This is a genomic window from Streptomyces sp. NPDC005866 (genome assembly GCF_040629895.1).
Taxonomy (GTDB): domain Bacteria; phylum Actinomycetota; class Actinomycetes; order Streptomycetales; family Streptomycetaceae; genus Streptomyces.
This window is the reverse complement of sequence record NZ_JBEXWP010000002.1, coordinates 292,706-314,425: the sequence shown is the minus strand read 5'-3', so window position 1 is coordinate 314,425 and position 21,720 is coordinate 292,706. Positions and strand designations below refer to the sequence as shown.

Sequence of the window (21,720 nt, the reverse complement as noted above, 5' to 3'; positions counted from 1 at the left end):
AGGGTGGACCAGGTGGATCACCCCTTCACTGACATCCCATACATCCTTTACGTCCCTCCGCTCCCGACTTCCGGAAGTCGGGAACCCGGCCCCCACCCCGTCCGTCCAACGCTCAGGCTGTCGGAAGAGTCTCCGTGGTGTGGTGTCGGCCCTCGCTGCTGGCTGCGATCGTCGACCCACGCTCTCCGCCGCACCGCGGCCGCCGGCCCGCCGCCATCGACGTGCCCCCCTCCAATGCGCCGATGGCGGCCCCTTTCTGGTTACTGTGCAGTCCCTTGACGGAAAGAAACTTCCCGAATATTGCTGAGCCAACGGAAGTTTCCTTCAGCCGGTTCCCCACCGGAAGGAGCGCACGTGCCCTCCAGACGCACCGTTCTCGCCGCGACCGCGGGCGTCACCGCGGGTCTGACCGTCGGCAGCAGCGCGTACGCCGTCGGCTACGACGACAAGAAGCTCCGCGCCCTCATCGCCCGTATGACCCTTGAGGAGAAGGTCGGCCAGCTGTTCGTGATGCGGGTCTACGGCCACTCGGCCACCGCCCCCGACCAGGCCGACATCGACACGAACCTCAAGGAGATCGGGGTCCGCACCGCCGCCGAGCTCATCGCGAAGTACCGCGTCGGCGGGATCATCTACTTCACCTGGGCGCACAACACCCGGGATCCGCGGCAGATCGCCGAACTGTCGAACGGGATCCAGAAGGCCTCCCTGGACCAGCCGCGCGGCCTCCCCGTCCTCATCGCCACCGACCAGGAGCACGGCGCCGTCTGCCGGATCGGCAAGCCCGCCGCCCTCTTCCCGGGCGCGATGGCCATGGGAGCGGGCGGCTCGCTCGCCGACGCCCGTACCCTCGGCCGGGTATCCGGCGCGGAGCTGCGGGCGATGGGCGTCCGGCAGGACTACTCCCCCGACGCCGACGTCAACGTGAACCCGGCCAACCCCATCATCGGCGTCCGGTCCTTCGGCGCCGACCCGGACGCGGTCGGCGCCCTGGTCGCCGCAGAGGCGGCGGGGTATCAGGCCTCCGGTGTGGCGGCCACCGCCAAGCACTTCCCCGGGCACGGCGACACCGCCGTCGACAGCCACTTCGGCTTCCCGGTCATCACGCACAGCCGGGAGCTGTGGGAGAAGCTGGACGCGGTCCCCTTCCGGGCGGCGATCAAGGCGGGCATCGACTCGATCATGACCGCGCACATCCAGTTCCCGGCGCTGGACGGCTCCGGCGACCCGGCCACCCTCTCCCATCCCGTCCTCACCGGCATCCTGCGCGACGAGCTCGGCTACGACGGGGTCGTGGTGACCGACTCGCTGGGCATGGAGGGCGTGCGCACGAAGTACGGCGACGACCGCGTCCCCGTGCTCGCGCTGAAGGCCGGCGTCGACCAGCTCCTCAACCCGCCCACTCTGGACGTGGCCTGGAACGCCGTGCTGAAGGCCGTACAGGACGGGGAGCTGACCGAGGCGCGGCTGGATGAATCGATCCTCCGGATCCTGCGGCTGAAGTCACGGCTGGGGCTGCTGGACCGGCCGTACGTCCACGCCAAGGACGTCGACCGGGTGGTGGGCACGGCCCGGCACCTCGCCACCGCCGACCGGATCGCCGAGCGCACCACCACCCTGCTGGTCAACGAGGGCGGGCTGCTCCCGCTGTCCCCGCGCACACACGGCAAGGTGCTGGTGGTGGGCGCCGACCCGGCCTCTCCGTCCGGTACGACGGGCCCGCCCACCGGTGTGCTCGCCACCGCCCTCACCGAACTCGGCTTCACCGCGACCGCGTTGTCCACCGGCACGGCACCCTCCGCGGCGACGATCGACAGGGCGGTCGCGGCGGCGCAGGGGGTGGACGCGGTGGTCGTCGGGACGTACAACGTGACGGCGGGCGGCGGACAGCAGCGGCTGGTGGAACAACTGGTCGCGACCGGCCGGCCGGTGGTCGCGGTGGCCGTGCGCAATCCGTACGACGTCGCCCAACTGCCCACCGTGAAGGCCTGCCTGGCGTCCTACTCCTGGACGGACGTCGAACTGCGGGCCGCGGCACGGGTGATCGCCGGGCGGGTCGCGCCGCACGGCAGGCTGCCGGTGCCGGTGCAGCGGGCGGACGATCGGGCGCAGGTGCTGTACCCGATCGGTCATGGGCTGACGTACTAGACGTACATAGCGGATCGGGCGCAACACCCCCAATAGGCGGAAAGCTTCCCGTGCAGCTGGCGTGGACCGTGATCGCGGGCCACGCTGGCAGGGGAGTTGGTATGAGGAGCAGATGTCTTGCTGGTGTGCTGGTGACGCTCGCCGTCGCCCTGTTGTCGGCCGGCTGCCGGCCGTCCTCGCCCGGGGCACCGGCGGGCAGCGCTCGGTCGACGGCGAGCACGACGGTGTCCGGGTACGGCGCGCGGTTTCTCGCGGTCGACGAGTGCAGTTCGTTCGGGACCGCCAGTTTCACCGAGGTGCCCTGCACCGGCGAACGCGCGGCGGCCCGGGTGGTCGCCCGGTACGACGGCGGCATCGCCGACGGGCCGCGGTGCCCGGCCACCACCGACTTCGTGCTGCACATCAGCGCCCAGCGCACGACCAGCGACGAGGACCGTGCCGGAACGATCCCGCAGGGCTACGCCTGTATGCGCAACCTGCAGCCGCCACACCCCGGCGACCCCGGCGGGGGCGGCGGACCGCGCACGATCGTCGGTGACTGCGTCTACGGCTCGGGCCACGGCCAGGTCCGCGAGACCGCCTGCGACGGCTCGGGGAAGCGGAAACCGCAGTACAAGGTGGAGCGGGCGGTGCCCTCGCGGGCCCGATGCCCGGAGTCCACGGCCCTGTACGTCCAGCTCGGCGGCGACCAGCCGGTGGGCTGCGCCCGCCGCGTGTGAACGCTGTGAACGCCCCTGGGGGTGTCTCCAGCGGGAGACGGACGCCGGCATGCGGGTCCGGGACCTGCCGGGATGGCCGCGCGGGGCTCCGGTGCGCCGACCAACAGGCCTCTGACGCACCGGAGTTGTGGTCGTTACGGTCGCAGCGCGGGCTCGCGCTCCACGTCACGGACGTCCAGTTTCGCGTCGTACTTCGCGAGCGGCTTCGCCGCCGTCACGGTGGCGGCCGGCAGACCCGCCCAGTCCAGGATGCGGGCGGTGGCCAGGGACTTCTCGTCGGGGACCAGACCGGCCACGTTGGCGCCGTGGTTGAGGCCGGGTGCGGTGAAGACGTACGCGTCCTTCGAACCCTTGCCGACGCGGAAGCGCTCCGCGCCCCACGGGTCGTTCTGGCCGTACACGAAGAGCATGTGGTGGGCGTTGTGCTTCACCCAGGTGTCGACGTCCCGCATGGCGTACCGCTGGAACCTCATCGGGATCGAGCGCGGCACGAAGTTCCGCGGCGGCTGGTAGCCGTAGCGGATGTACTTCTTCTCGATGTACGGGAACTGGATGGTGGGGGCGCCGAGTTGGGTGCCCGCCTGGTAGTAGTACGGGGTGTACGGCTCCAGGCCCTGGTCGGTGTAGGCGGAGAAGCCGGAGATCGTGTCGACCGAGTCCCAGATCTCGTCGTCGGTCGCGGTCGCCGCGTCCGCCGGGATCGTGTCGCAGTCGGACAGCAGGCTGTACTGCCAGAAGCCCCAGACGTAGTCGAGGACGACTGCCTCGTAGGCGCGGTCCAGGCCGCCGACGGTGTCGAAGGTGAGGCCGTTCTCGGCGGCGAACGCCGCGTACTTCTGCTCCAGCGGCTCCCGGCGCACCAGCGCCTCGCGCTGCACCGCGTCCAGCCGGTCGCGGCACTCCTGGGTGCCGACGCTCGCGAAGAAGCGGTCGTAGGCCGAGTCCTCGTCGTTCACGACGTCGTTGGGAGCGACGTACGCGACCACACCGTCCATGTCCCTCGGGTAGAAGCGCTCGTAGTACGTGGCGGTCATGCCGCCCTTCGAACCACCCGTGGAGATCCAGTTGTTGGTGTAGATCGGCTTCAACGCCTCGAAGATGCGGTGCTGGTCGCCGGCCGCCTGCCAGATGTCGAGCTTGGACCAGTCGGCCGGGTCGGGCCGGGACGGGGTGAAGAAGCGGTACTCCATGGAGACCTGGTTGCCGTCCACGATCTGGGTCGGCTCGCGGCGGCTGGGCGTCGTGGAGACGTTGTAGCCGCCGGTGTAGAAGACCGTCGGCCGGCTGACGTCCTTGTGCAGCACGGTGATCCGCTGCTGGAAGGTGCCGCGGTCCGGGTGGCGGTGGTCGACCGGCTGGGTGTAGTTCAGGACGAAGTAGCGGTACCCGGTGTACGGCTTCTCCTGGATCAGGCTCATGCCCGGTATCGCCAGAAGCCGGTCCTTGATGTCGGTGGCCTCCGGCTCGGCGGCGGTGGCCGCCCCAGCCGCGCTCAACGTGCCTATGAGCACCGTGAGCGCCAGCAGCCATCTGAGCGCCTTGCGCATGCGCACTCCCCTGGGAATCCGTGTGACAGATGTGCGCCGGAAGCTATCGGAGCAACTGCCTTCACACCAGGGGGGATTGAAGGGGCGTAAGGGCGTTCAGCACAGAATCCAGCCGGAACTCACCGAGCTCCGGCCGACCGAACCCTTCACCCACACGCACCGGTGCCCGGCGTGCACGGTCACCGGGCCCGCGTGGTACTTGTATCTGCCCTTGTCCACGACCGGACGGTTGCCGCGGGCCTGCACGCTGACGGACATCATGCGCTTGCCGCCGGACGTCTTGGGGAGGGTCATCGCGCAGACGTAGCCGCCCTGCCGGTAGACGTGCACGGTGCCGGTGGCGAAGGGCAGCGTCCGCACCTCGCGTCCGCCGCAGCTGCCCGCCGCCACGGCCTGGGCCTCGGCCGGTGCCACGAGGGCGAGCACCCCGGAGGCGGCCAGCACGGCCGCACCGAGCGCCAGCCGCCGCCGTATCGCACCACTGTCCACAGTCGTCCCCTCCCGTACCGCAGCTGCGCACCAGTCATGACCGTACTGATGTACGGACGCACGACATGTATCGGATGGTTGCACGGCCGTCATTGGCCCGGTCACCCACCCCGGACTACGTCACGTCAGGACATCGGAGCGGCCCGGGCGGTGACCGCCGTCAGGCCCTGACTCAGCGGGCCGCGCCCACCGGCTCCTCCGGTTCCTCGGCCTGGCCGATGAAGGTGCGCCACAGCTCGGCGTACCGTCCGCCACGGGCGAGGAGTTCGTCGTGGGTGCCGTCCTCGACGACCCGGCCGTGGTCCATGACCACCACCCGGTCGGCGCGGGCCGCGGTGGTCAGCCGGTGGGCGACCACAAGGGTTGTACGACGGCCCGCGAGGCGGTCGGTGGCCACGTTGACCTGTGCCTCCGTCGCCAGGTCCAGAGCCGCCGTCGCCTCGTCGAGGAGGAGAACGTCCGGGTCGACCAGCTCCGCGCGGGCCAGCGCGATCAGCTGGCGCTGGCCGGCCGAGAGGTTGCGGCCGCGCTCGGCCACCTCGTGGAGGTAGCCACCGTCCAGGGTGGCGATCATCTCGTGGGCGCCGACCGCCCGGGCCGCCGCCTCCACCTCGGCGTCGGTCGCGTCCGGGCGGCCGTAGGCGATGGCGTCCCGGACGGTCCCCGGGAAGAGGTACGGCTCCTGCGGGACCACCCCGAGCCGGTGCCGGTACGAGGTCAGGTCCAGGGCACGCAGATCCGTGCCGTCGACCGTCACCCGGCCGCCCGTCGGGTCGTAGAACCGCGCGACCAGCTTGACGAGGGTCGACTTGCCGGCGCCGGTCTCGCCGACGAAGGCGACCGTCTGCCCGGCGGGAATCGTCAGGTCGATGCCGCCCAGGGCCGCATCGCCCTCGTCGGCGGCCCCGTACGCGAAGTGCACGTCCTCGAAGGCGATCTCGCCTCGGAGTTCGGGCACCTCCAGCGGCTGGTCCGCCGCCCGCGTCGACGTCTGCTCGCGGAGCAGTTCCTGGATACGGCCGAGGGAGACGGTCGCCTGCTGGTAGCCGTCGAAGACCTGGGAGAGCTGCTGGACGGGCGCGAAGAACAGGTCGATGTAGAGGAGATACGCGACCAGGGCACCGGTGGTGAGCGTCGCCGCCTCCACCCGGTGCGCGCCCGCCATCAGCACGCTCGCCGCGGCCACCGACGACAGCAGCTGGACGAACGGGAAGTAGACCGATATCAGCCACTGGCCCCGGATGCGGGCGCGGCGGTAGCTCTCGCTGCGCTCCGCGTACCGCCGGGAGCCGTCGCGCTCGCGCCGGAAGGCCTGCACGATCCTGAGCCCCGACACCGACTCCTGAAGGTCGGCGTTGACCACCGACACCCGCTCACGGGCGAGTTCGTACGCCTTCACGCTGGCCCGGCGGAAGAAGAAGGTCGCGACGATCAGCGGGGGCAGGGTGGTGAAGACGACCAGGGCGAGCTGTACGTCGATCACCAGCAGGGCGACCATGATGCCGAAGAAGGTGACGACGGAGACGAAGGCGGTGACCAGTCCGGTCTGGAGGAACGTCGAGAGGGCGTCGACGTCGGTCGTCATCCTCGTCATGATCCGGCCGGTCAACTCCCGCTCGTAGTAGTCGAGTCCGAGCCGCTGGAGCTGGGCGAAGATCTTCAGCCGGAGGGCGTAGAGGACCCGCTCGCCGGTACGGCCGGTCATCTTGGTCTCGCCGATCTGGGCCGCCCACTGGGCGAGCACCGCGACCAGCCCCAGCAGCGAGGCCGCCCAGACCGCGCCGAGCGCCATCCTGGTGACGCCCTGGTCGATGCCGTGCCGGATCAGCACCGGGAGGAGCAGGCCCATGCCGGCGTCCACGGCGACCAGCGCGAGGCTGACGAGGAGCGGGCGCCCGAAGCCGCGCAGCAGCCGGCGCAGACCGTAGGAGTCCTCGGGGCGTACGGCCCGGGCCTCGTCGATATCGGGGATGTCGGTGGCCGGCGGCAGCGCGTCGACCTGGGCGAGGAGTTCGGGGGTGGCCGGGGTGCCGGAGAGAGCGGGGTCCCTGGGTGTACGGTCACCGGTCCACAGGCGCGGGGTCACGCCTCGCTCGGCGTCGAACTCCGCGTCCAGTTCGTCCCGTACGGACGTGTCCTCGTGCGGGACGGCGGGGAGGGCGTGGCCCGGGGAGACGCCGCCCAGCTCGTCGGGGTCGGTGAGCAGCCGCCGGTAGAGGGCGGACCGCTCCTGGAGCTCCTCGTGGGTGCCGATGTCGGCGAGCCGGCCGCCGTCGAGGACGGCGATGCGGTCGGCGAGGTTGAGGGTCGAGCGGCGGTGGGCGATGAGGAGGGTCGTCCGGTCCCGCATCACGTGTCTGAGCGCCTCGTGGATCTCGTGCTCCACGCGGGCGTCGACCGCCGATGTGGCGTCGTCGAGGACGAGCAGGCGGGGGTCGGTGAGCAGGGCGCGGGCGAGCGCGACGCGCTGGCGCTGGCCGCCGGAGAGGGTGAGGCCGTGCTCGCCGACCTTGGTGTCGTAGCCCTCGGGCAGCTCGGCGACGAAACGGTCGGCCTGGGCGGCGCGGGCGGCTACGTGAATCTCTTCGTCGGTCGCGTCGGGGCGGCCGTAGGCGATGTTGTTGCGGACCGTGTCGGAGAACAGGAAGGAGTCCTCCGGGACCAGGCCGATGGCCGCCCGCAGCGAGTCGAAGGTCAGCTCCCGGACGTCGTGGCCGCCGATCAGGACGGCGCCGTGGGTGACGTCGTAGAAGCGCGGCAGGAGCAGGGAGACCGTGGACTTGCCGGAGCCGGAGGAGCCGACGACGGCGAGGGTCTCGCCGGGGCGTATCTCGAAGCTCAGCCCCTTCAGGACCGGTCTGGCTTTGCCGGGGGCGCGGTCGTACGCGAAGGACACGTCGTCGAACTCGACGGTCGCGGGCGCGTCGGCGGGAAGGGTCTTCGTGCCCTCCCGCAGGGTCGGCTCGGTGTCGATCAGCTCCAGGACGCGTTCGGTGCCGGCGCGTGCCTGCTGGCCGACGGTGAGGACCACGGCGAGCATCCGGACCGGGCCGACCAGCTGGGCGAGGTAGGAGGAGAAGGCGACGAACGTGCCGAGGGTGATGTGGCCGCGGACGGCCAGCCAGCCGCCGAGCGCCAGCATGGCGACCTGGCCGAGGGCCGGGACGGACTGCAGGGCCGGGGTGAACCTGCTGTTCAGCCGTATGGTGCGCAGCCGCCCCGCGAACAGCTTCCGTCCGACCTCCCGGAGCTTGCCGGTCTCCTGTTCCTCCTGCCCGAAGCCCTTCACCACGCGAACGCCGCTCACGGCACCGTCGACCACGCCGGCGACGGCGGCGGCCTGGGCCTGGGCGTACCAGGTGGCGGGGTGGAGCTTGCTGCGGCTGTGCTTGGCGATCCAGTACAGGGCCGGGGCGACGGCGAGGGCGACCAGGGTCAGCGGCAGCGACAGCCAGGCCATGATCCCGAGGGAGATCAGGAAGAGCAGGACGTTGCCGATGGTCATCGGCAGCATGAAGAGCAGGCCCTGGATCAGCTGGAGGTCGCTGGTGGCCCGGCCGACGACCTGGCCGGTGGACAGCTCGTCCTGCTGCCGTCCGTCGAGCCGGGTGATGGTGTCGTACATCTCGGTCCGCAGGTCGTGCTGGACGTCGAGGGCGAGGCGGCCGCCGTAGTAGCGGCGGACATAGGTGGCCGCGTAGACGAGTACGGCGGCGCCGATCATGGCTCCGACCCAGGGCCCCATGGCACGGCTGTGATCACCGATGACGTCATCGATGATCACCTTGGTGATCAGCGGTACGACGGCCAGCACGGCCATACCGGCCAGCGAGGATCCCAGCGCGAGTACGACGTCCCCTGGATGCCGCCAGGCATACCCCGCCAGCCTGCTGGCCCAGCCCTGCCGCTCCCCCTGTTGCGCTGCCACGCGGCCGCCCTCCGTTCGCCCTGGTCTTCCGCATGACCACAACACGGACGGAACCGGATTTCATCCCTCCGCAATAAACCTCGGTCGGGGGGACCAGGGGGCTCGGTCCGTAGACCTGGTCCGCCGCTCCGGCCGGCGGGGCTTGACCTCAAGCAAGGTCGAGTTTCTACGGTCGGTGGTGTCGATCCGCACAGAGGGAGGAATCCGGCCGTGGAGTACTCGTACAGCGATGCCGAACTGATGCGCCAGCCCATCGGTTACTGGAGCTGGGCCGCCTACAAGGCCGTCGTCACCCGCGCCCGGGCCGCCCTCGCGGAGGTCGGCACCTCCCAGCCGCAGTGGTGGATCCTGGCCCAGGTCGCCGGGGCCGACGGCGCCAGGACGCGCGCGGAGGTGTCCCGTATCCTGCGGGGCTACCTCGACTCGGGCCCGGAAGTCCTTGAGGAGGAGATCGACAGCACCATCGTCCACGGCTGGATCACCGAGGACACCGGAGGCGTCCTGAACCTCACGGATGAGGGCCGCACCTTCTACGGCAAGGCCGCGGCCGTCCAGGCCGGGCTGGAGGCGGAGCGCCGGGCGGGCATCTCCGACGAGGAGTACCTGATCACCCTCAAGGTGCTGCAGCGCTTCATCCACAACACGGGCGGGAGCGCCTGGCACCATTAGGGGATCTCCGCCGTTTCTCCTCCGTTCGCGGAATCGCGATCACGGCCTGCCCCCGGGCGGATCCACACGGAGCGGTTCAGCGCGCTCGCCGCCATCAAACCCGGCGTCACCCCCACCGCCGCGGTCCGGCCGCACCAGCCGTCCGGTCCTCCGGGCCCCGGCCCCTTTGTCACCTTCGCCCGCAGTGACATCCCCACCCCGTGGTCACCCGCCCACGCCTCACTCCTCGAACTCGCCGAAGCCTGCGACAAACCCACCCGCTGATCGTGCCGCACCGGCGTCTGCCACACCTGTGTCACCCCCCGGTGACAGGCGGCGTCGTCTACACCGCCCCGCCCCTCGCCCCCCGAGCCCGGCACTGTCCTCGTCTGCTGCGGCACACCCGCCACCGACGCCGTCCCAGGTCTCTGAGAGGGCTCGCGCCTCCGTAACGACTCGTCAAACCCTCCCCCGCCCGTACAACCATTCGTGCGAACTCGCGAGTCAATTCGGGCATGACTCAACGGATATCCAGACGCGCCAGGGTGCTGGCGGCAGTCGTTGGCGGGGCCGCGTTCACCGCGGGGGTGGCCGCGCCCGCCTCGGCAGCCGCTCCCACCGTCAGCTGTACGTCCGCCAAGGCGGGCCTGGCAGCGAAGCTGAAGAAGGACATCACCGCCGCGATGGCGAACCGCAAGGGGACCATCGCCGTCGGACTCTACGACCGGTCCACGAAGACGACTTGCACGCTTCGCGCCACCACGCACTACGACTCGGCCAGCACCGTCAAGGTGACCGTGCTGGCCACGCTGCTGTGGGACGCCAAGAAGCACAACCGCTACCTCACGACCACCGAGCAGTCCCTCACCAAGGCCATGATCACCAAGTCGGACAACAACGCGACCACCAAACTGTGGAAGCAGTTGGGCCTGACGAAGATCAAGGGATTCCTGAGCGCCGCCGGGATGACCCAGACCACCCCGGGCGCCAACGGATACTGGGGCCTCACCCAGATCGACGTGCACGACGAGCAGCGACTGCTCACCATGATCACCGCCAAGAACACGGTACTGAGCGACAACTCACGGGCGTACATCCAGAAGCTGATGGGGCAGGTCATCTCGTCCCAGCGCTGGGGCACCCCGTACGGCGTCCCCTCCGGGGTCTCCGTGCACGTCAAGAACGGCTGGCTGCAGCGCTCGACGCACGGCTGGCGGGTGCACAGCCTCGGCACCTTCAAGGGCGGCGGCCACGACTACATGATGACGGTGCTGACTCACGACAACAGCACCATGAACTACGGAATCACCACAATCCAGGGCATCGCAAAGGCCATTCACAGGGACCTGGCCGCGAGCTGAACCCCGGCCTGACCCTGGCCTGCCGTGAGCTGACCTTTCATGAGCGGGTCTCCCGCCCTGCACCGATCCGCCTTACGGTGACGGCCATGCGCCTGCGAACCGTACTCGCCACCGTCACCGCCGGCCTGGCGGCGGCCAGCTGTCTGTCCGCCGCCGGGTCCGCCGCCGCGTCGGCCAAGCCTGCCCCGGTCAACGCCTGTTCGTCCGCGGTTTCCATCGACGGCTTCTCCGACGCCCTCGACAAGACGACGTACAACAGCACCTTCGTCGGCAACTTCTCGGCCCTCGCCGTGGACGGCCACGGATCCCTGGCCGCCCTCTCCGACCGGTCCTCGCTCTTCGACCTCGACGCGAAGACACTCGCACCGAAGAAGGTCGTCCAGCTCGCCGACGAGAACGGCGCCGCGCTCGACTCCGAGGGCCTGGTCGTGGACCGCGACGGCACCCGGCTCATCACCTCCGAGACCGAGCCGTCGATCCGCCGCTACTCGGTGGACGGCAAGATCCTCGACCGGCTCCCCGTGCCGTCGTCCCTGCTCGTGTCCCCCGCCGGCCGCGCCACCACCAACCAGACCTTCGAGGGCCTGACCCTCCTCAACGGCGGCCGCACCCTGCTCGCCTCCATGGAGTACGCCGTCTCCGGCGACACCGCCGGGATCGTCCGCTTCCAGACCTGGCAGCGGACCAAGGACAACCACTTCAAGCCGTCGGCCCAGTACGCCTACCGCACCGACGCCCCGATCCTCGGCGTCCCCGAGGTGCAGGCGCTCCCCGACGGCCGCCTGCTCGTCCTGGAGCGCGGCTTCACCTCCGGCGTCGGCAACACCGTCCGCCTCTTCCTGGCCGACCCGCGGCACGCCACGGACACCAGCGGCATCGGGAACCTCACCGGACAGGCCGGCGTCCGGCTGGTCAGTAAGACCCTGCTCACGGACATCGCCGACTGCCCGTCCCTGGGCGCCACGGCCAAGCAGCCGCAGCCCAACCCGCTCCTCGACAACATCGAAAGCATGGTGGTCACGGGCCGCTCGAAGGGCGCGTACAAGGTCCTCCTGGTCAGCGACGACAACCAGAACGCGGCCCAGACGACGCGGTTCTACCGGCTGTCGGTCCGGGTGCGCTGACGCCGGCACGCCCGTGGAGGGCGGCCGTACCGGCCGCCCTCTTACCCGCGCCCCACCCACCCACAGCCTGCGCCCAGGATCGGCACAGCCCTCACCCATCGGCCGTCGGCATGGTGGGCTGGTGACATCTGCCACCGATCCCATTCCCCCCACGACCGTGTCCCCCGACTGGGCCCCGCCCACGGCGACCCCCGCGGCTCCCCTGCCGGACAGGGCACCGCGCTGGTCGCTCCCCGCGTTGATCGCGATCCTGATCCTGGCGGCGGTGCTCTACTCCTGGAACCTCTCCGGTTCCAGCATGAACACCTTCTACAGCGGCGCCATCTGGGCCGGTACGAAGAGCTGGAAGGCCTGGTTCTTCGGTTCGCTGGACCCGGGCAACTTCCTGACCGTCGACAAACCGCCGTTCGCGCTCATGGTCATGGGCCTGTCGTGCCGCGTCTTCGGCTTCGGCACCTGGCAGATGATGGCCCCGCAGGTCGCGGCCGGTCTCGCCACGATCTGGATCCTGCACACCAACGTGAAGCGGGTGTGGGGCCACGCCGCGGCGGCCGTCGCCGCCCTGGTCCTCGCGCTGACCCCGATCACCGTCGCGATCAACCGCGACAACAACCCCGACACGATCCTGGTCTTCCTCATGGTGGCGGGCGCGGCGCTCGCGTTCCGCGCCACCCGTGACGAGAAGCTGCTCCCGCTGCTCGGTTCGGCGGCCTGCTTCGGCCTCGCCTTCAACACCAAGCTGCTCGCGGGCTGGATCGCGCTCCCGGCCGTCTTCGCGCTCTACCTGTACGCGTCGAAGGCACCCTGGGTGAAGCGGATCGTCAACCTGGCGCTGGCCGCGGTCGTGCTGGCCGTCTCCAGCTTCTGGTGGGCGATCGCCGTCTCCCTCGTCCCGGCCTCCGACCGCCCGTACATCGGCGGCTCGACGGACGGTTCGGCATGGGACCTGATCATGGGGTACGACGGTCTCGGCCGCGTCTTGGGCGGTGAGGGCAACGGCGCCGGAGGCGGTGGCGGTGGCGGAGGCGGCGGTTTCTCCGGTTCCGCCGGTCTCGGCCGGATGTTCAACGACATCCTCGGCGGCCAGATCTCCTGGCTGCTGCCCTTCTCCGCGATCGCCCTGATCGGCGGATTGGTGCTGTGCGGCCGCGCCCCGCGCACCGACCTCCGCCGGATGGCGCTGGTCCTGTGGGGCGGCTGGACCCTGCTGCACTACGTGATCTTCGCCACCGCGCAGGGCACCATGCACCCGTACTACACGACCGCGCTGGCCCCCGGTATCGCGGCGCTGTGCGGCGGCGGTGGGCTGATGCTGCTGCACGCGTTCCGCACCGACAAGCGATGGTTGTGGGTCCTCCCCCTCGCCTTCGGCATCACCGGCATCTGGGCGATCGTCCTCCTGCGCCGGGCCTCCGGCTGGAACACGTGGCTGTGGCCGACGATCGGCGTCCTGACGGTCGCCGGCATCGTGGGCATGCTGGTCTTCCTCCCCCACTCTCGGCTTCGCTCGAGCGGGGGGACCCCCATCGGCAACCGGGCCCGGCTGCTGACGGCCTCGGTGGCGACGGCCGTGATCGCGGCGCTGGCCGGTCCGACGGCGTACGCGGCGGCGGACCCGTTCGGCGGTTCGAGCGGCGGCGGCATGGGCGGTACGAACCCGACGGCCGGCCCCTCGACGGGCAGCGGCGGCTTCGGCGGCGGTCCCGGCGGTGGCGGCGGCAACCGGGGCGGCTTCCCGGGTGGCGGCCAGGACGGCGAGAACGCCGAGGCCGGCGGCGCGATGGGCGGCGGCTTCCCCGGCGGCACGAACGGCGAGGCGCCCGGCGGTACCCAGCAGGGCGGTGGCTTCCCCGGCGGCACGAGCGGTGAGATGCCGGGCGGCGGCACCGGCGGTACCGGCGAGGCGGGCAGCGGCACCGGTCAACGCGGCGGCTTCGGCGGCGGAGGCGGCATGGGGGGTGACGTGAGCAGCGACCTGATCGCCTACCTCAAGAAGCACATGGACGGCGCCACTTGGCTGCTGGCCGTCTCCAACTCCCAGTCCGCGTCCCAGATCGAACTGAGCTCCGAGGAGCCCGTGATCTCGATGTGGGGCTTCACCGGATCCGACAAGGCGATGACCGTCGCCAAGCTGAAGGAACTGGTGAAGGCGGGCAAGCTGCACTACATCCAGCTCGGCGGCGGCGGAATGGGCGGCAACAGCACGCTCAACTCCGAGGTGACCAGCTGGGTGCAGAAGAACGGGACGGCGGTGAAGGAGAGCGCGTACAGCAAGTCCACGACGGAGAGCTCGACCTCCAACTCCAAGTCCTCGTCGTCCTCGTCGTCCTCGTCGTCCTCCTCGACGCTCTACCGACTGGACCCCTCGGACGTCAGCTGACGTGACCCCGTGTCCGTGTGATCGCCCAGGAGCATGGGGGCGCCCCGGCAGTTCCGCCGGGGCGTCCCCAACTCCCCTTTCCGCAGAGCCCCGTGAAGCTTCGTACCTGGTCCCTCGCCGCCGCGCTCGCCCTGACCGCCCTCGTCGCGCCCGCGCAGAGCGCCTCCGCGCATGCGTCCGCCGCCCCCTCATGTCCCGACGGCTCGGTGTGCTTCTGGAGCGGGGAGGGCTTCGGCGGCAACTACTGGGATTGACATCCTCGCCCTCTCAAAAGAGGGGGATTCCAACCCAGGTGAGTTGAGGTTCACGGGCGCTCGAACGGCTGGTGGCCGTTGTCACCCCTCCGGCACCGACTGTACGCCGGGGGCGGGGGATCCCGCCCTGTCCTGCCGCGACGTTGATGCTTGCGTTCTCATCCGCGTTGCAGGTGAACCCGCAGGACACACAGACGAAGTCGGCTTGGCTCTTGCGCGACTTCTTCTCGATCCACCCGCAGGCGGAGCACCGCTTCCCCTGCCACGCTACGCGGGAGCGGGCATTCACCCCCGCCAACTGGTCCCGACCGAGAAGCGCGGTCTTCAACGGCGACTGGCGCTCCCGGTACCTCGGCGACTTCGGCGGCCGCATGGACGGGGTGGGCGCCGGCGGCTGCTGAACCGGTCGGGGTCCCTCGGCCCGGCACCTGGTGAGCCGGGCCGTACGTCCGCGCTCACCAGGTCGGGACGAACCCGCCGTCGATCCGCAGGTCGCTGCCGAGGATGTTGGCGGCACGGTCACCGGCCAGGAACACAACCAGATCGGCGATCTCCCGCGGCCGTGAGAAGCGGCCGCTGGCGGTCGCCGCCGCGGCCTGTGCCATAACCTCGTCGGGGCGCAGTCCCCCCGCGGCCGAGACGGTGTCGGCGACGCCCCCGCCGCCGAGCCACAGGTCCGTCTCGACAGGCCCGGGGCTGACGCTGTTGACGCGCACGCCCCGGGGCCCGAACTCCTTCGACAGCGCCTTCGAGAAGTTGACCAGCGCCGCCTTGGCCGCGCTGTAGTCGACCACCAGCGGATCCGGCAGCTCGGCGTTCACCGAGCCGATGTTCACGATGGAGCCGCGGCCGGCCTCCAGCATGCGCGGCAGCACCGCCCGGGTGACCGCGAGCGTGGCGAAAAGGTTGACCTCGAACGTCTGCCGCCACTCGGCGTCGCTCACCCCGAGGAAGCCGCCCGGCCGGGCCGGGGCTGCACCCACGTTGTTGACCAGGATGTCGACGCGGGGGCCTGCCGCGTCCACCAGGCGCTCCGCGCTGTCCGGCGTGGTCAGGTCGAGCCCGACCCAGCGGGCGCCGCCCGCCTTCACCAACCCGTCGAGCCCGGGCGACGAGGTGCGTGCCACCGCGACCACGTTGGCCCCAGCCGCCACCAGCGCCTCGGCCACGGCCAGGCCGATGCCCTTGCTCGCGCCGGTGACCACGGCCGTCCTGTCCTGCAGTTCTCCCGTCATGGACCCGCTCCTCGTTCCGCTCGGTCCTACCACTCCCACCAGCCTCCCCTCCGGAGTGCGGGAGCGCCTCCGCCGGACGGGTACTCAGCCCAGATGCGTCGGCGCGAACATCCTCAGCAGGGCCGGGAGCACCACAACCGAGGGGCCGGGCGCGGAAAGGGCCTTCGCCAGGTCCGTCTCCAGCGTCGCGGGGGTCGTACGGACTCCCGGCACCCCGAAGGACTCGGCGAGCGCCACATAGTCGGGGCGGGCCAGTTCCGTCGCCGTGGCCTGGCCGAAGGCGCCGGTCATGTACTCGCGCAGGATGCCGTAGCCGCCGTCGTCCACGATCAGCCAGGTGACCGGGAGGCCGTGCTGCCTCGCCGTCGCCAGTTCCGCGACGGAGTAGAGGGCTCCGCCGTCGCCCGACACGGCGAGGACCGGGCGGGTCGGGTCGGCGGCGGCCGCGCCGAGCGCAGCCGGGAAGCCGTAGCCGAGGCCGCCGGCGCCCTGGGCGGAGTGCATGAGGTTCGGGGCCTGGGCGTCGAACGCCGACCATGCCCAGTAGGACAGGATCGTCATGTCCCAGAAGGAGGGGGAGCCCGGCGGGAGGGCCCGGCGGACCGACGCCAACACGTCCTGTTCCAGGGTGAGTTCCTGGGACGCGATGCGCTCCGAGACCCGGGAGAGCAGGTCTCGTACCCGGTCGGCGGCCTGGTCGTCCGCGCGTTCGGTGACCGTCTCCAGCAGGGCCTGGAGCGCGAGCCGGGCGTCCGCGTGGATGCCGAGTGCCGGTTGGTTGGACTCCAGCTTGCCGAGGTCAGCCTCGATCTGGACGACCCGGCCCCGCGGCTTGAACGTGTGGTAATTGGAAGAGAGTTCGCCCAGGCCCGAGCCCACGACCAGGAGGACGTCCGCGTCCTCCAGGAAGTCCGTGGTGTGGCGGTCCTCCAGCCAGGACTGGAGGGAGAGCGGGTGGTTCCAGGGGAAGGCGCCCTTGCCGCCGAAGGTGGTGACGACCGGGGCGTTCAGCTTCTCGGCCAGCTGCCTCAGCTTGCCCGACGCGTCCGCCCGTACCACTCCCCCGCCCGCGATGATCGCCGGGCGGGCCGCGCGCGACAGCAAGTCGGCTGCCACCGCCGTCAGTTCGGGGCGCGGCGGCAGCTCCTCCGGGGTGGCGTCCATGGCCGTCACCACGGGGACCGGGGTCGGTGCGAGGAGGACGTCCTGCGGGATCTCCACCCACACCGGGCCGTGCGGAGCCGCCAGCGCCGACTTCCAGGCCGCCGCGATCGCCGAGGGGATCTGCGACTGGGTGCGGACGGTGTGGACCGACTTCACCACGCCCCGGAAGGAGGCCGCCTGGTCCGGGAGTTCGTGGAGATAGCCGTGGCGGCCGCCGCCGAGGCCGGCCGTGGGGATCTGGCTGCTGATCGCCAGTACGGGAGCGGAGGCCGCGGCCGCCTCCTGGAGCGCGGCCAGCGACATCAGCGCGCCCGGGCCCGTGGACAGCAGCAGCGGGGCCGCCTCGCCGGTGATCCTGCCGTACGCGTCCGCCGCGAAGCCCGCGTTGTTCTCCACGCGCAGGCCGACATAGCGCAGGGACGAGCGGCGCAGGGCGTCGAACATGCCGAGGGCGTGCTGGCCGGGCAGGCCGAAGACCGTCGTCGCGCCGAGCCCGGCCAGCGTCTCCACGACCAGGTCTCCGCCGTTGCGTCCGGCGGGAGGGTTCAGTGCGGCGGCGGTCTGCGCCTCCGTCGGGCGAAGCACCAGGTCGTGGTCGTGGGTCACTTCGAACGAGCCTCGGCAATCTGTCGGGTCATGATCGTGGTCAGTTCGTACGCCGTGTGCGAGGCCGCCACCGAGGTGATCTCCGCGTGGTCGTAAGCGGGTGCCACCTCGACGACGTCCGCCGACACCAGGTTGCAGGAGGAGAGCCCGCGGAGGATCTCCAGCAGCTCCCTGGACGTCATACCACCGGCTTCGGGCGTGCCGGTGCCGGGGGCGTGGGCGGGGTCCAGGCAGTCGATGTCGATCGAGATGTACAGCGGGCGGTCGCCGATGCGCTGGCGCAGCTGGTCGGCCACCTCGTCGGCGCCCCGGCGGTAGATGTCCGCCGAGGTCACGATGCCGAAGCCCATCTTCTCGTCGTCGGTCAGGTCCTGCTTGCCGTACAGCGGGCCGCGGGTGCCGACGTGGGAGAGGGCCGAGGTGTCGAGGATGCCCTCCTCGACCGCCCGGCGGAACGGGGTGCCGTGCGTGTACTCGGCGCCGAAGTAGGTGTCCCAGGTGTCGAGATGGGCGTCGAAGTGGAGGAGGGCGACCGGGCCGTGCTTCTTGGCGACGCTGCGCAGCAGCGGCAGCGCGATGGTGTGGTCGCCGCCCAGGGTCATCAGCCGGGCGCCGGTGCCGAGCAGGTCGTCGGCGGCGGCCTCGATGGTGTCCACGGCCTCGTTGATGTTGAACGGGTTCACGGCGATGTCGCCGCCGTCCGCGACCTGGGCGAGGGCGAAGGGGGACGCGTCCTGCGCGGGGTTGTAGGGGCGCAGCAGCCGGGACGCCTCGCGGATGGCGTTGCCGCCGAAGCGGGCGCCCGGCCGGTACGAGACACCCGAGTCGAACGGCACGCCCACGACGGCGACATCGGCGGTGCCGACCTCGTCGAGGCGGGGCAGCCGGGCGAAGGTCGCGGGACCGGCGTACCGCGGGACGCGGGAGGAGTCGACGGGGCCGCGGGGCGTCTCGTTGCTGCTCATGGGGTGATGCCTTCTTTCCTACGCTTTGACGCGTATGTACTGCTTCTGTCTACGACTTTACTGGGCGGCCGAGACCGCTTCGGACGCGAGTTCGGGAGCGCCGCGGCCCGCGAGCCGTTCGCGCCAGTTGGCCAGCACGGTCGCGTCGGTCGGCTTCGTCGCCAGCGAGACGGCGACATAGGCGGCAAGGGAGGACAGGAGGCCGTAGTAGACCGGCTCGTTGGCGAGGACGCCGTAGCCCGCCATCAGGCCGATCACCGCGAGGCCGCCGACGGTCACGGAGGCGAGGGCGCCCTGCACCGTGCCGCGCTTCCACAGCAGTCCGCCGAGGATCGGCACGAGGAGGCCGCCGACGAGCAGGTTGTATGCGACGGTCAGCGCCTCCACGACGTTGTTCAGCGCGATCGCCGTGCCGATCACCCCGACGCCCATGATCAGGATGAAGGCGCGGTTGCCCCGCACCTCGTCATGGTCACCGGACCCGGCCCGCCCGCGCAGCCGCGACCAGATGTCGTTGTTGGCGACGGTCGCGCAGGCGATCAGCGCGCCGGAGGACGTCGACATCACGGCGGCCAGCGCTGCCGCCAGCACCAACCCCCTCACCCCGATGGGGAGTTCGTCCTTGACGATGGTCGCGAAGGCGTCGTCCGGGCTGCCCAGCTTCGGATACAGCACCTTGGCGGCCGTACCGATCACGGCACCGGCGAGGGCGTACACGAGGCAGTAGGTGCCGGCGACCGTGCCGCCCCACTTCGCCGTCCGGTCGTTGCGGGCCGTGAACACGCGCTGCCAGATGTCCTGCCCGATGAGCATGCCGAACGTGTAGATCAGCACGTATGTGAAGATCGTCTCGCCGCCGATGCCCAGCGGGTCGAAGTAGGCCGTCGGCAGTTTGGCCTTCATCTCGGAGAAGCCACCCGCCTTGACCACCGCGATGGGCAGGAGCAGAAGCAGTACGCCGATCGTCTTCACCACGAACTGCACCATGTCCGTCAGGGTGATCGACCACATGCCGCCGAGCGTCGAGTAGGCGACGACGATCGAGCCGCCGAGGACGATCGCGACCGTCCGGTTCATGTCGAAGAGGACGTCGAAGATGGTGGCGTACGCGATGGTCGAGGTGACGGCGAGCATGAGCGTGTACGCCCACATCACGACGCCCGAGATCACGCCGGCCCGGCCGCCGTACCGCAGGTCCAGCATCTCGGAGACCGTGTACACCTTGAGGCGGGCGATCCGGGCCGAGAAGAAGACCGACAGGGCCAGCAGCCCGAGGCCGATGGTGAAGACCATCCAGGCGCCGGAGAGACCGTACTGGTAGCCGAGGCCCACGCCACCGATGGTGGACGCGCCGCCGAGGACGATCGCGGCCATGGTGCCGGAGTACATGGCGGGGCCGAGCCGGCGCCCGGCCACCAGGAACTCGCTCTTCGACCTGGCGCGGCGCATGCCCCACCAGCCCATCGCCAGCATGCCGGCGAGATAGAGGACGATCACGCTGTAGTCGACGGCCATGGGGCCTCCCTCACTGAACCTCACTGGAACCCGACTGGAACAAACGGAGTCGCCGACGGGTGACGGTCACCGACATTAGGTGGCTGAAAAGCGGCTGCGAAGTGTACGTTTCATCCATTCGAGCCCAACGGGATGGAGGGATCGCACACCATGCCGGACCCCGCTGTTCCCCCCACGCCCCCTGTGCCCCTGGCGGCCCTCCTGGCCCGTGAGGACCTCGCCCTGCGCCAGATCGCCGGGCCGTCCGACCCATCCCTGGTCGTCCACTGGGTGCACACCTCGGAGATGGCCGACCCGTACCCCTATCTGCTGGGCGGGGAACTGCTGCTGACGGCCGGGGTGCACATCCCGGAGGCGGCGGGTTCGGGCACGTACTTCGACGACTACGTGTCACGGATCGTGGCGGCGGGCGGCGCCGCTCTCGGCTTCGGGGTGGCCCCGGTGCACGACACGGTCCCGCGCGGCCTGGTCGCGGCCTGCGAGGCGTACGACCTCCCGCTGGTGGAGGTCCCGCCGCAGACCACCTTCTCCGCCGTCGCCCGCGCGGTCTGGCAGCTGATGGCCCAGGCCCGCCTCGCGGAACTGCGCCGGGTCACGGAGGCCCAGCAGAGCCTCGCGGCCGCCGCCTCCCGCCCCGACCCGGTCCCCTCGGTGCTGCGCCAGCTGGCGACCCGGCTCGGCGGCTGGGCGGCGCTGTACGGTCCGGAGGGCACGGAGATCGCCTCGGCGGGCCGAACCGGGGAGCCGGTACGCGCGTCCCTGGCCGAGCTCGCGGGCGTCGTACGGCCGTCAGGCCCCGGAACACCCACCTCGGCCACCCACGCCACCGCCGGCACCCACCTCGCCGCCTACGCCCTCGGCACCGGCCAGGGCTTCGCCCTCGGCGTCGCCACCCCGGGCCGCGAACCCGGCGACCACACGATCGCCTCGGTGGCGGCGGTCCTGCTGACCCTGCTCACCGGCGAGCACCAGAGCGCGGCGGGCACGGCCCGCTCCTCCGCGCTGGTACGGCTGCTGCTGGGCGCTCGCCCGTCGGACGTGGCGCCACTCCTGGGCGAGGGACGCTGGCTGGTCGTGCACGCCCGCCCGGAGGCCCAGGGGGCACCGGAAGCGGTCGCCGCCTCCGCGCTCGGCGCGGCCCTCGGGTCCGCGCTGCTCGACCTGGGGCCCGATGTCGTACGACTCCTCGTCCCCGCGAACCGGGAACCCGAGCCGCAGCCGGGCTGGACGCTCGGGGTGAGCTCGGCCGTCGAGCCGCCCGAGTGGGCCGCCGCCGACACCCAGGCCGCCCGCGCGCTGGCCCGCGCCCGCGCCACGCGCGCCACGCTGGTCCGGCACGGCGCCCGCCCCGGCCTCGACGAACTGGTCCCCAGGGGCGAGGCGCGAGCGCACGCCCGCGCCCTGCTTGCGCCCCTCGCCGCACAGCCCGCCCTCGCCGAGACGCTGCGCACCTGGCTGTCCCTGCACGGCAGTTGGGACCGTACGGCGGTGGCGCTGTCCGTCCACCGCAACACCGTGCGGCAGCGCATCGCCCGCTGCGCGGCGCTCCTCGGCGCCGAACTCGACGACCCGGACGTACGGATGGAGCTGTGGTTCGCGCTCCGACAGGACTGAGTGACCCACGTCCCAGCGGGCGA

Annotated in this window: 17 protein-coding genes; 9 read left to right on the top strand and 8 right to left on the bottom strand. The window is 71.1% G+C overall.

The genetic code is table 11. The features are described 5' to 3' along the window. Positions 1–354 precede the first annotated feature (354 nt). Both ABZ396_RS03895 and ABZ396_RS03890 read left to right on the top strand, forming a co-directional pair. On the top strand, positions 355–2,148 hold the full coding sequence (locus tag ABZ396_RS03895; protein ID WP_358917066.1) for a glycoside hydrolase family 3 protein: 1,794 nt from the start codon (positions 355–357) through the stop codon (positions 2,146–2,148). Between the two features lie 101 nt (positions 2,149–2,249). Continuing rightward, positions 2,250–2,867 carry a hypothetical protein gene (locus ABZ396_RS03890; protein ID WP_358917068.1) on the top strand — a complete coding sequence of 206 codons (618 nt, stop codon included), beginning with the start codon at positions 2,250–2,252 and terminating at the stop codon, positions 2,865–2,867. Positions 2,868–3,001: 134 nt separating this feature from the next. On the opposite strand, the gene ABZ396_RS03885 is transcribed toward ABZ396_RS03890, so the two are convergent. The 3 genes from ABZ396_RS03885 to ABZ396_RS03875 all read right to left on the bottom strand — a co-directional run bounded on the left by ABZ396_RS03885 (position 3,002) and on the right by ABZ396_RS03875 (position 8,831). After that, a complete protein-coding gene (locus ABZ396_RS03885; RefSeq protein WP_358917070.1) occupies positions 3,002–4,414 on the bottom strand; it encodes a S28 family serine protease in 1,413 nt (470 codons plus the stop codon). Positions 4,415–4,510: 96 nt separating this feature from the next. Beyond that, complete coding sequence (locus ABZ396_RS03880) at positions 4,511–4,903, bottom strand: hypothetical protein (RefSeq protein ID WP_358917071.1); 393 nt, start codon at positions 4,901–4,903, stop codon at positions 4,511–4,513. A gap of 172 nt (positions 4,904–5,075) precedes the next feature. Continuing rightward, positions 5,076–8,831, bottom strand: a complete 3,756-nt coding sequence (locus ABZ396_RS03875) for an ABC transporter ATP-binding protein (RefSeq protein WP_358917073.1) — start codon at positions 8,829–8,831, stop codon at positions 5,076–5,078. A 210-nt stretch (positions 8,832–9,041) separates the two neighbouring features. Between ABZ396_RS03875 and ABZ396_RS03870 the strand changes: the two genes are divergently transcribed. The 5 genes from ABZ396_RS03870 to ABZ396_RS03850 all read left to right on the top strand — a co-directional run bounded on the left by ABZ396_RS03870 (position 9,042) and on the right by ABZ396_RS03850 (position 14,598). Continuing rightward, the gene (locus tag ABZ396_RS03870) at positions 9,042–9,500 is read left to right on the top strand and encodes a MarR family transcriptional regulator (RefSeq protein ID WP_358917075.1); all 459 of its coding nucleotides are present in this window, start codon (positions 9,042–9,044) and stop codon (positions 9,498–9,500) included. 494 nt (positions 9,501–9,994) lie between these two features. Beyond that, complete coding sequence (locus ABZ396_RS03865; protein WP_358917076.1) at positions 9,995–10,840, top strand: serine hydrolase; 846 nt, start codon at positions 9,995–9,997, stop codon at positions 10,838–10,840. Between the two features lie 86 nt (positions 10,841–10,926). Continuing rightward, on the top strand, positions 10,927–11,964 hold the full coding sequence (locus ABZ396_RS03860) for an esterase-like activity of phytase family protein (protein ID WP_358917077.1): 1,038 nt from the start codon (positions 10,927–10,929) through the stop codon (positions 11,962–11,964). 121 nt (positions 11,965–12,085) lie between these two features. Then, positions 12,086–14,344 (top strand): glycosyltransferase family 39 protein, encoded by a 2,259-nt coding sequence (locus ABZ396_RS03855; protein ID WP_358917079.1) that lies wholly within the window; start codon positions 12,086–12,088, stop codon positions 14,342–14,344. 92 nt (positions 14,345–14,436) lie between these two features. After that, entirely contained in the window at positions 14,437–14,598 is a 162-nt protein-coding gene (locus tag ABZ396_RS03850) for a peptidase inhibitor family I36 protein (protein ID WP_358917081.1), read from the top strand. 13 nt (positions 14,599–14,611) lie between these two features. On the opposite strand, the gene ABZ396_RS03845 is transcribed toward ABZ396_RS03850, so the two are convergent. Then, complete coding sequence (locus ABZ396_RS03845; protein WP_358917207.1) at positions 14,612–14,887, bottom strand: zinc ribbon domain-containing protein; 276 nt, start codon at positions 14,885–14,887, stop codon at positions 14,612–14,614. Between ABZ396_RS03845 and ABZ396_RS03840 the strand changes: the two genes are divergently transcribed. Next, a complete protein-coding gene (locus tag ABZ396_RS03840) occupies positions 14,811–14,999 on the top strand; it encodes a hypothetical protein (protein ID WP_358917214.1) in 189 nt (62 codons plus the stop codon). The two genes, ABZ396_RS03845 and ABZ396_RS03840, sit on opposite strands and share 77 nt — an antisense overlap. A gap of 54 nt (positions 15,000–15,053) precedes the next feature. Here the strand turns inward: ABZ396_RS03840 and ABZ396_RS03835 are convergent, their stop codons facing one another. The 4 genes from ABZ396_RS03835 to ABZ396_RS03820 all read right to left on the bottom strand — a co-directional run bounded on the left by ABZ396_RS03835 (position 15,054) and on the right by ABZ396_RS03820 (position 20,083). After that, positions 15,054–15,833, bottom strand: coding sequence for an SDR family oxidoreductase (locus ABZ396_RS03835; RefSeq protein ID WP_358917083.1), 780 nt, complete (start codon positions 15,831–15,833; stop codon positions 15,054–15,056). A gap of 84 nt (positions 15,834–15,917) precedes the next feature. Next, positions 15,918–17,603: a thiamine pyrophosphate-binding protein gene (locus ABZ396_RS03830; protein ID WP_358917084.1), complete on the bottom strand. Its 1,686-nt coding sequence runs from the start codon at positions 17,601–17,603 to the stop codon at positions 15,918–15,920. Further along, positions 17,600–18,568 carry an agmatinase gene (speB, locus tag ABZ396_RS03825; protein WP_358917085.1) on the bottom strand — a complete coding sequence of 323 codons (969 nt, stop codon included), beginning with the start codon at positions 18,566–18,568 and terminating at the stop codon, positions 17,600–17,602. The genes ABZ396_RS03830 and speB overlap by 4 nt, the downstream gene beginning before the upstream one ends. Positions 18,569–18,625: 57 nt before the next feature. Continuing rightward, entirely contained in the window at positions 18,626–20,083 is a 1,458-nt protein-coding gene (locus ABZ396_RS03820) for a sodium:solute symporter (RefSeq protein ID WP_358917087.1), read from the bottom strand. Between the two features lie 150 nt (positions 20,084–20,233). Here ABZ396_RS03820 and ABZ396_RS03815 point away from each other — a divergent pair, with 150 nt between their 5' ends. Further along, on the top strand, positions 20,234–21,697 hold the full coding sequence (locus ABZ396_RS03815; protein WP_358917089.1) for a PucR family transcriptional regulator ligand-binding domain-containing protein: 1,464 nt from the start codon (positions 20,234–20,236) through the stop codon (positions 21,695–21,697). Positions 21,698–21,720: the final 23 nt, after the last annotated feature.

What these genes read in the sequence shown, in the direction of transcription:
- speB (WP_358917085.1), bottom strand. Translation starts at nt 18,568, where the DNA reads ATGAGCAGCAACGAGACGCCCCGCGGCCCCGTCGACTCCTCCCGCGTC.
- ABZ396_RS03835 (WP_358917083.1), bottom strand. Translation starts at nt 15,833, where the DNA reads ATGACGGGAGAACTGCAGGACAGGACGGCCGTGGTCACCGGCGCGAGC.
- ABZ396_RS03815 (WP_358917089.1), top strand. Translation starts at nt 20,234, where the DNA reads ATGCCGGACCCCGCTGTTCCCCCCACGCCCCCTGTGCCCCTGGCGGCC.
- ABZ396_RS03890 (WP_358917068.1), top strand. Translation starts at nt 2,250, where the DNA reads ATGAGGAGCAGATGTCTTGCTGGTGTGCTGGTGACGCTCGCCGTCGCC.
- ABZ396_RS03820 (WP_358917087.1), bottom strand. Translation starts at nt 20,083, where the DNA reads ATGGCCGTCGACTACAGCGTGATCGTCCTCTATCTCGCCGGCATGCTG.
- ABZ396_RS03860 (WP_358917077.1), top strand. Translation starts at nt 10,927, where the DNA reads ATGCGCCTGCGAACCGTACTCGCCACCGTCACCGCCGGCCTGGCGGCG.
- ABZ396_RS03865 (WP_358917076.1), top strand. Translation starts at nt 9,995, where the DNA reads ATGACTCAACGGATATCCAGACGCGCCAGGGTGCTGGCGGCAGTCGTT.
- ABZ396_RS03885 (WP_358917070.1), bottom strand. Translation starts at nt 4,414, where the DNA reads ATGCGCAAGGCGCTCAGATGGCTGCTGGCGCTCACGGTGCTCATAGGC.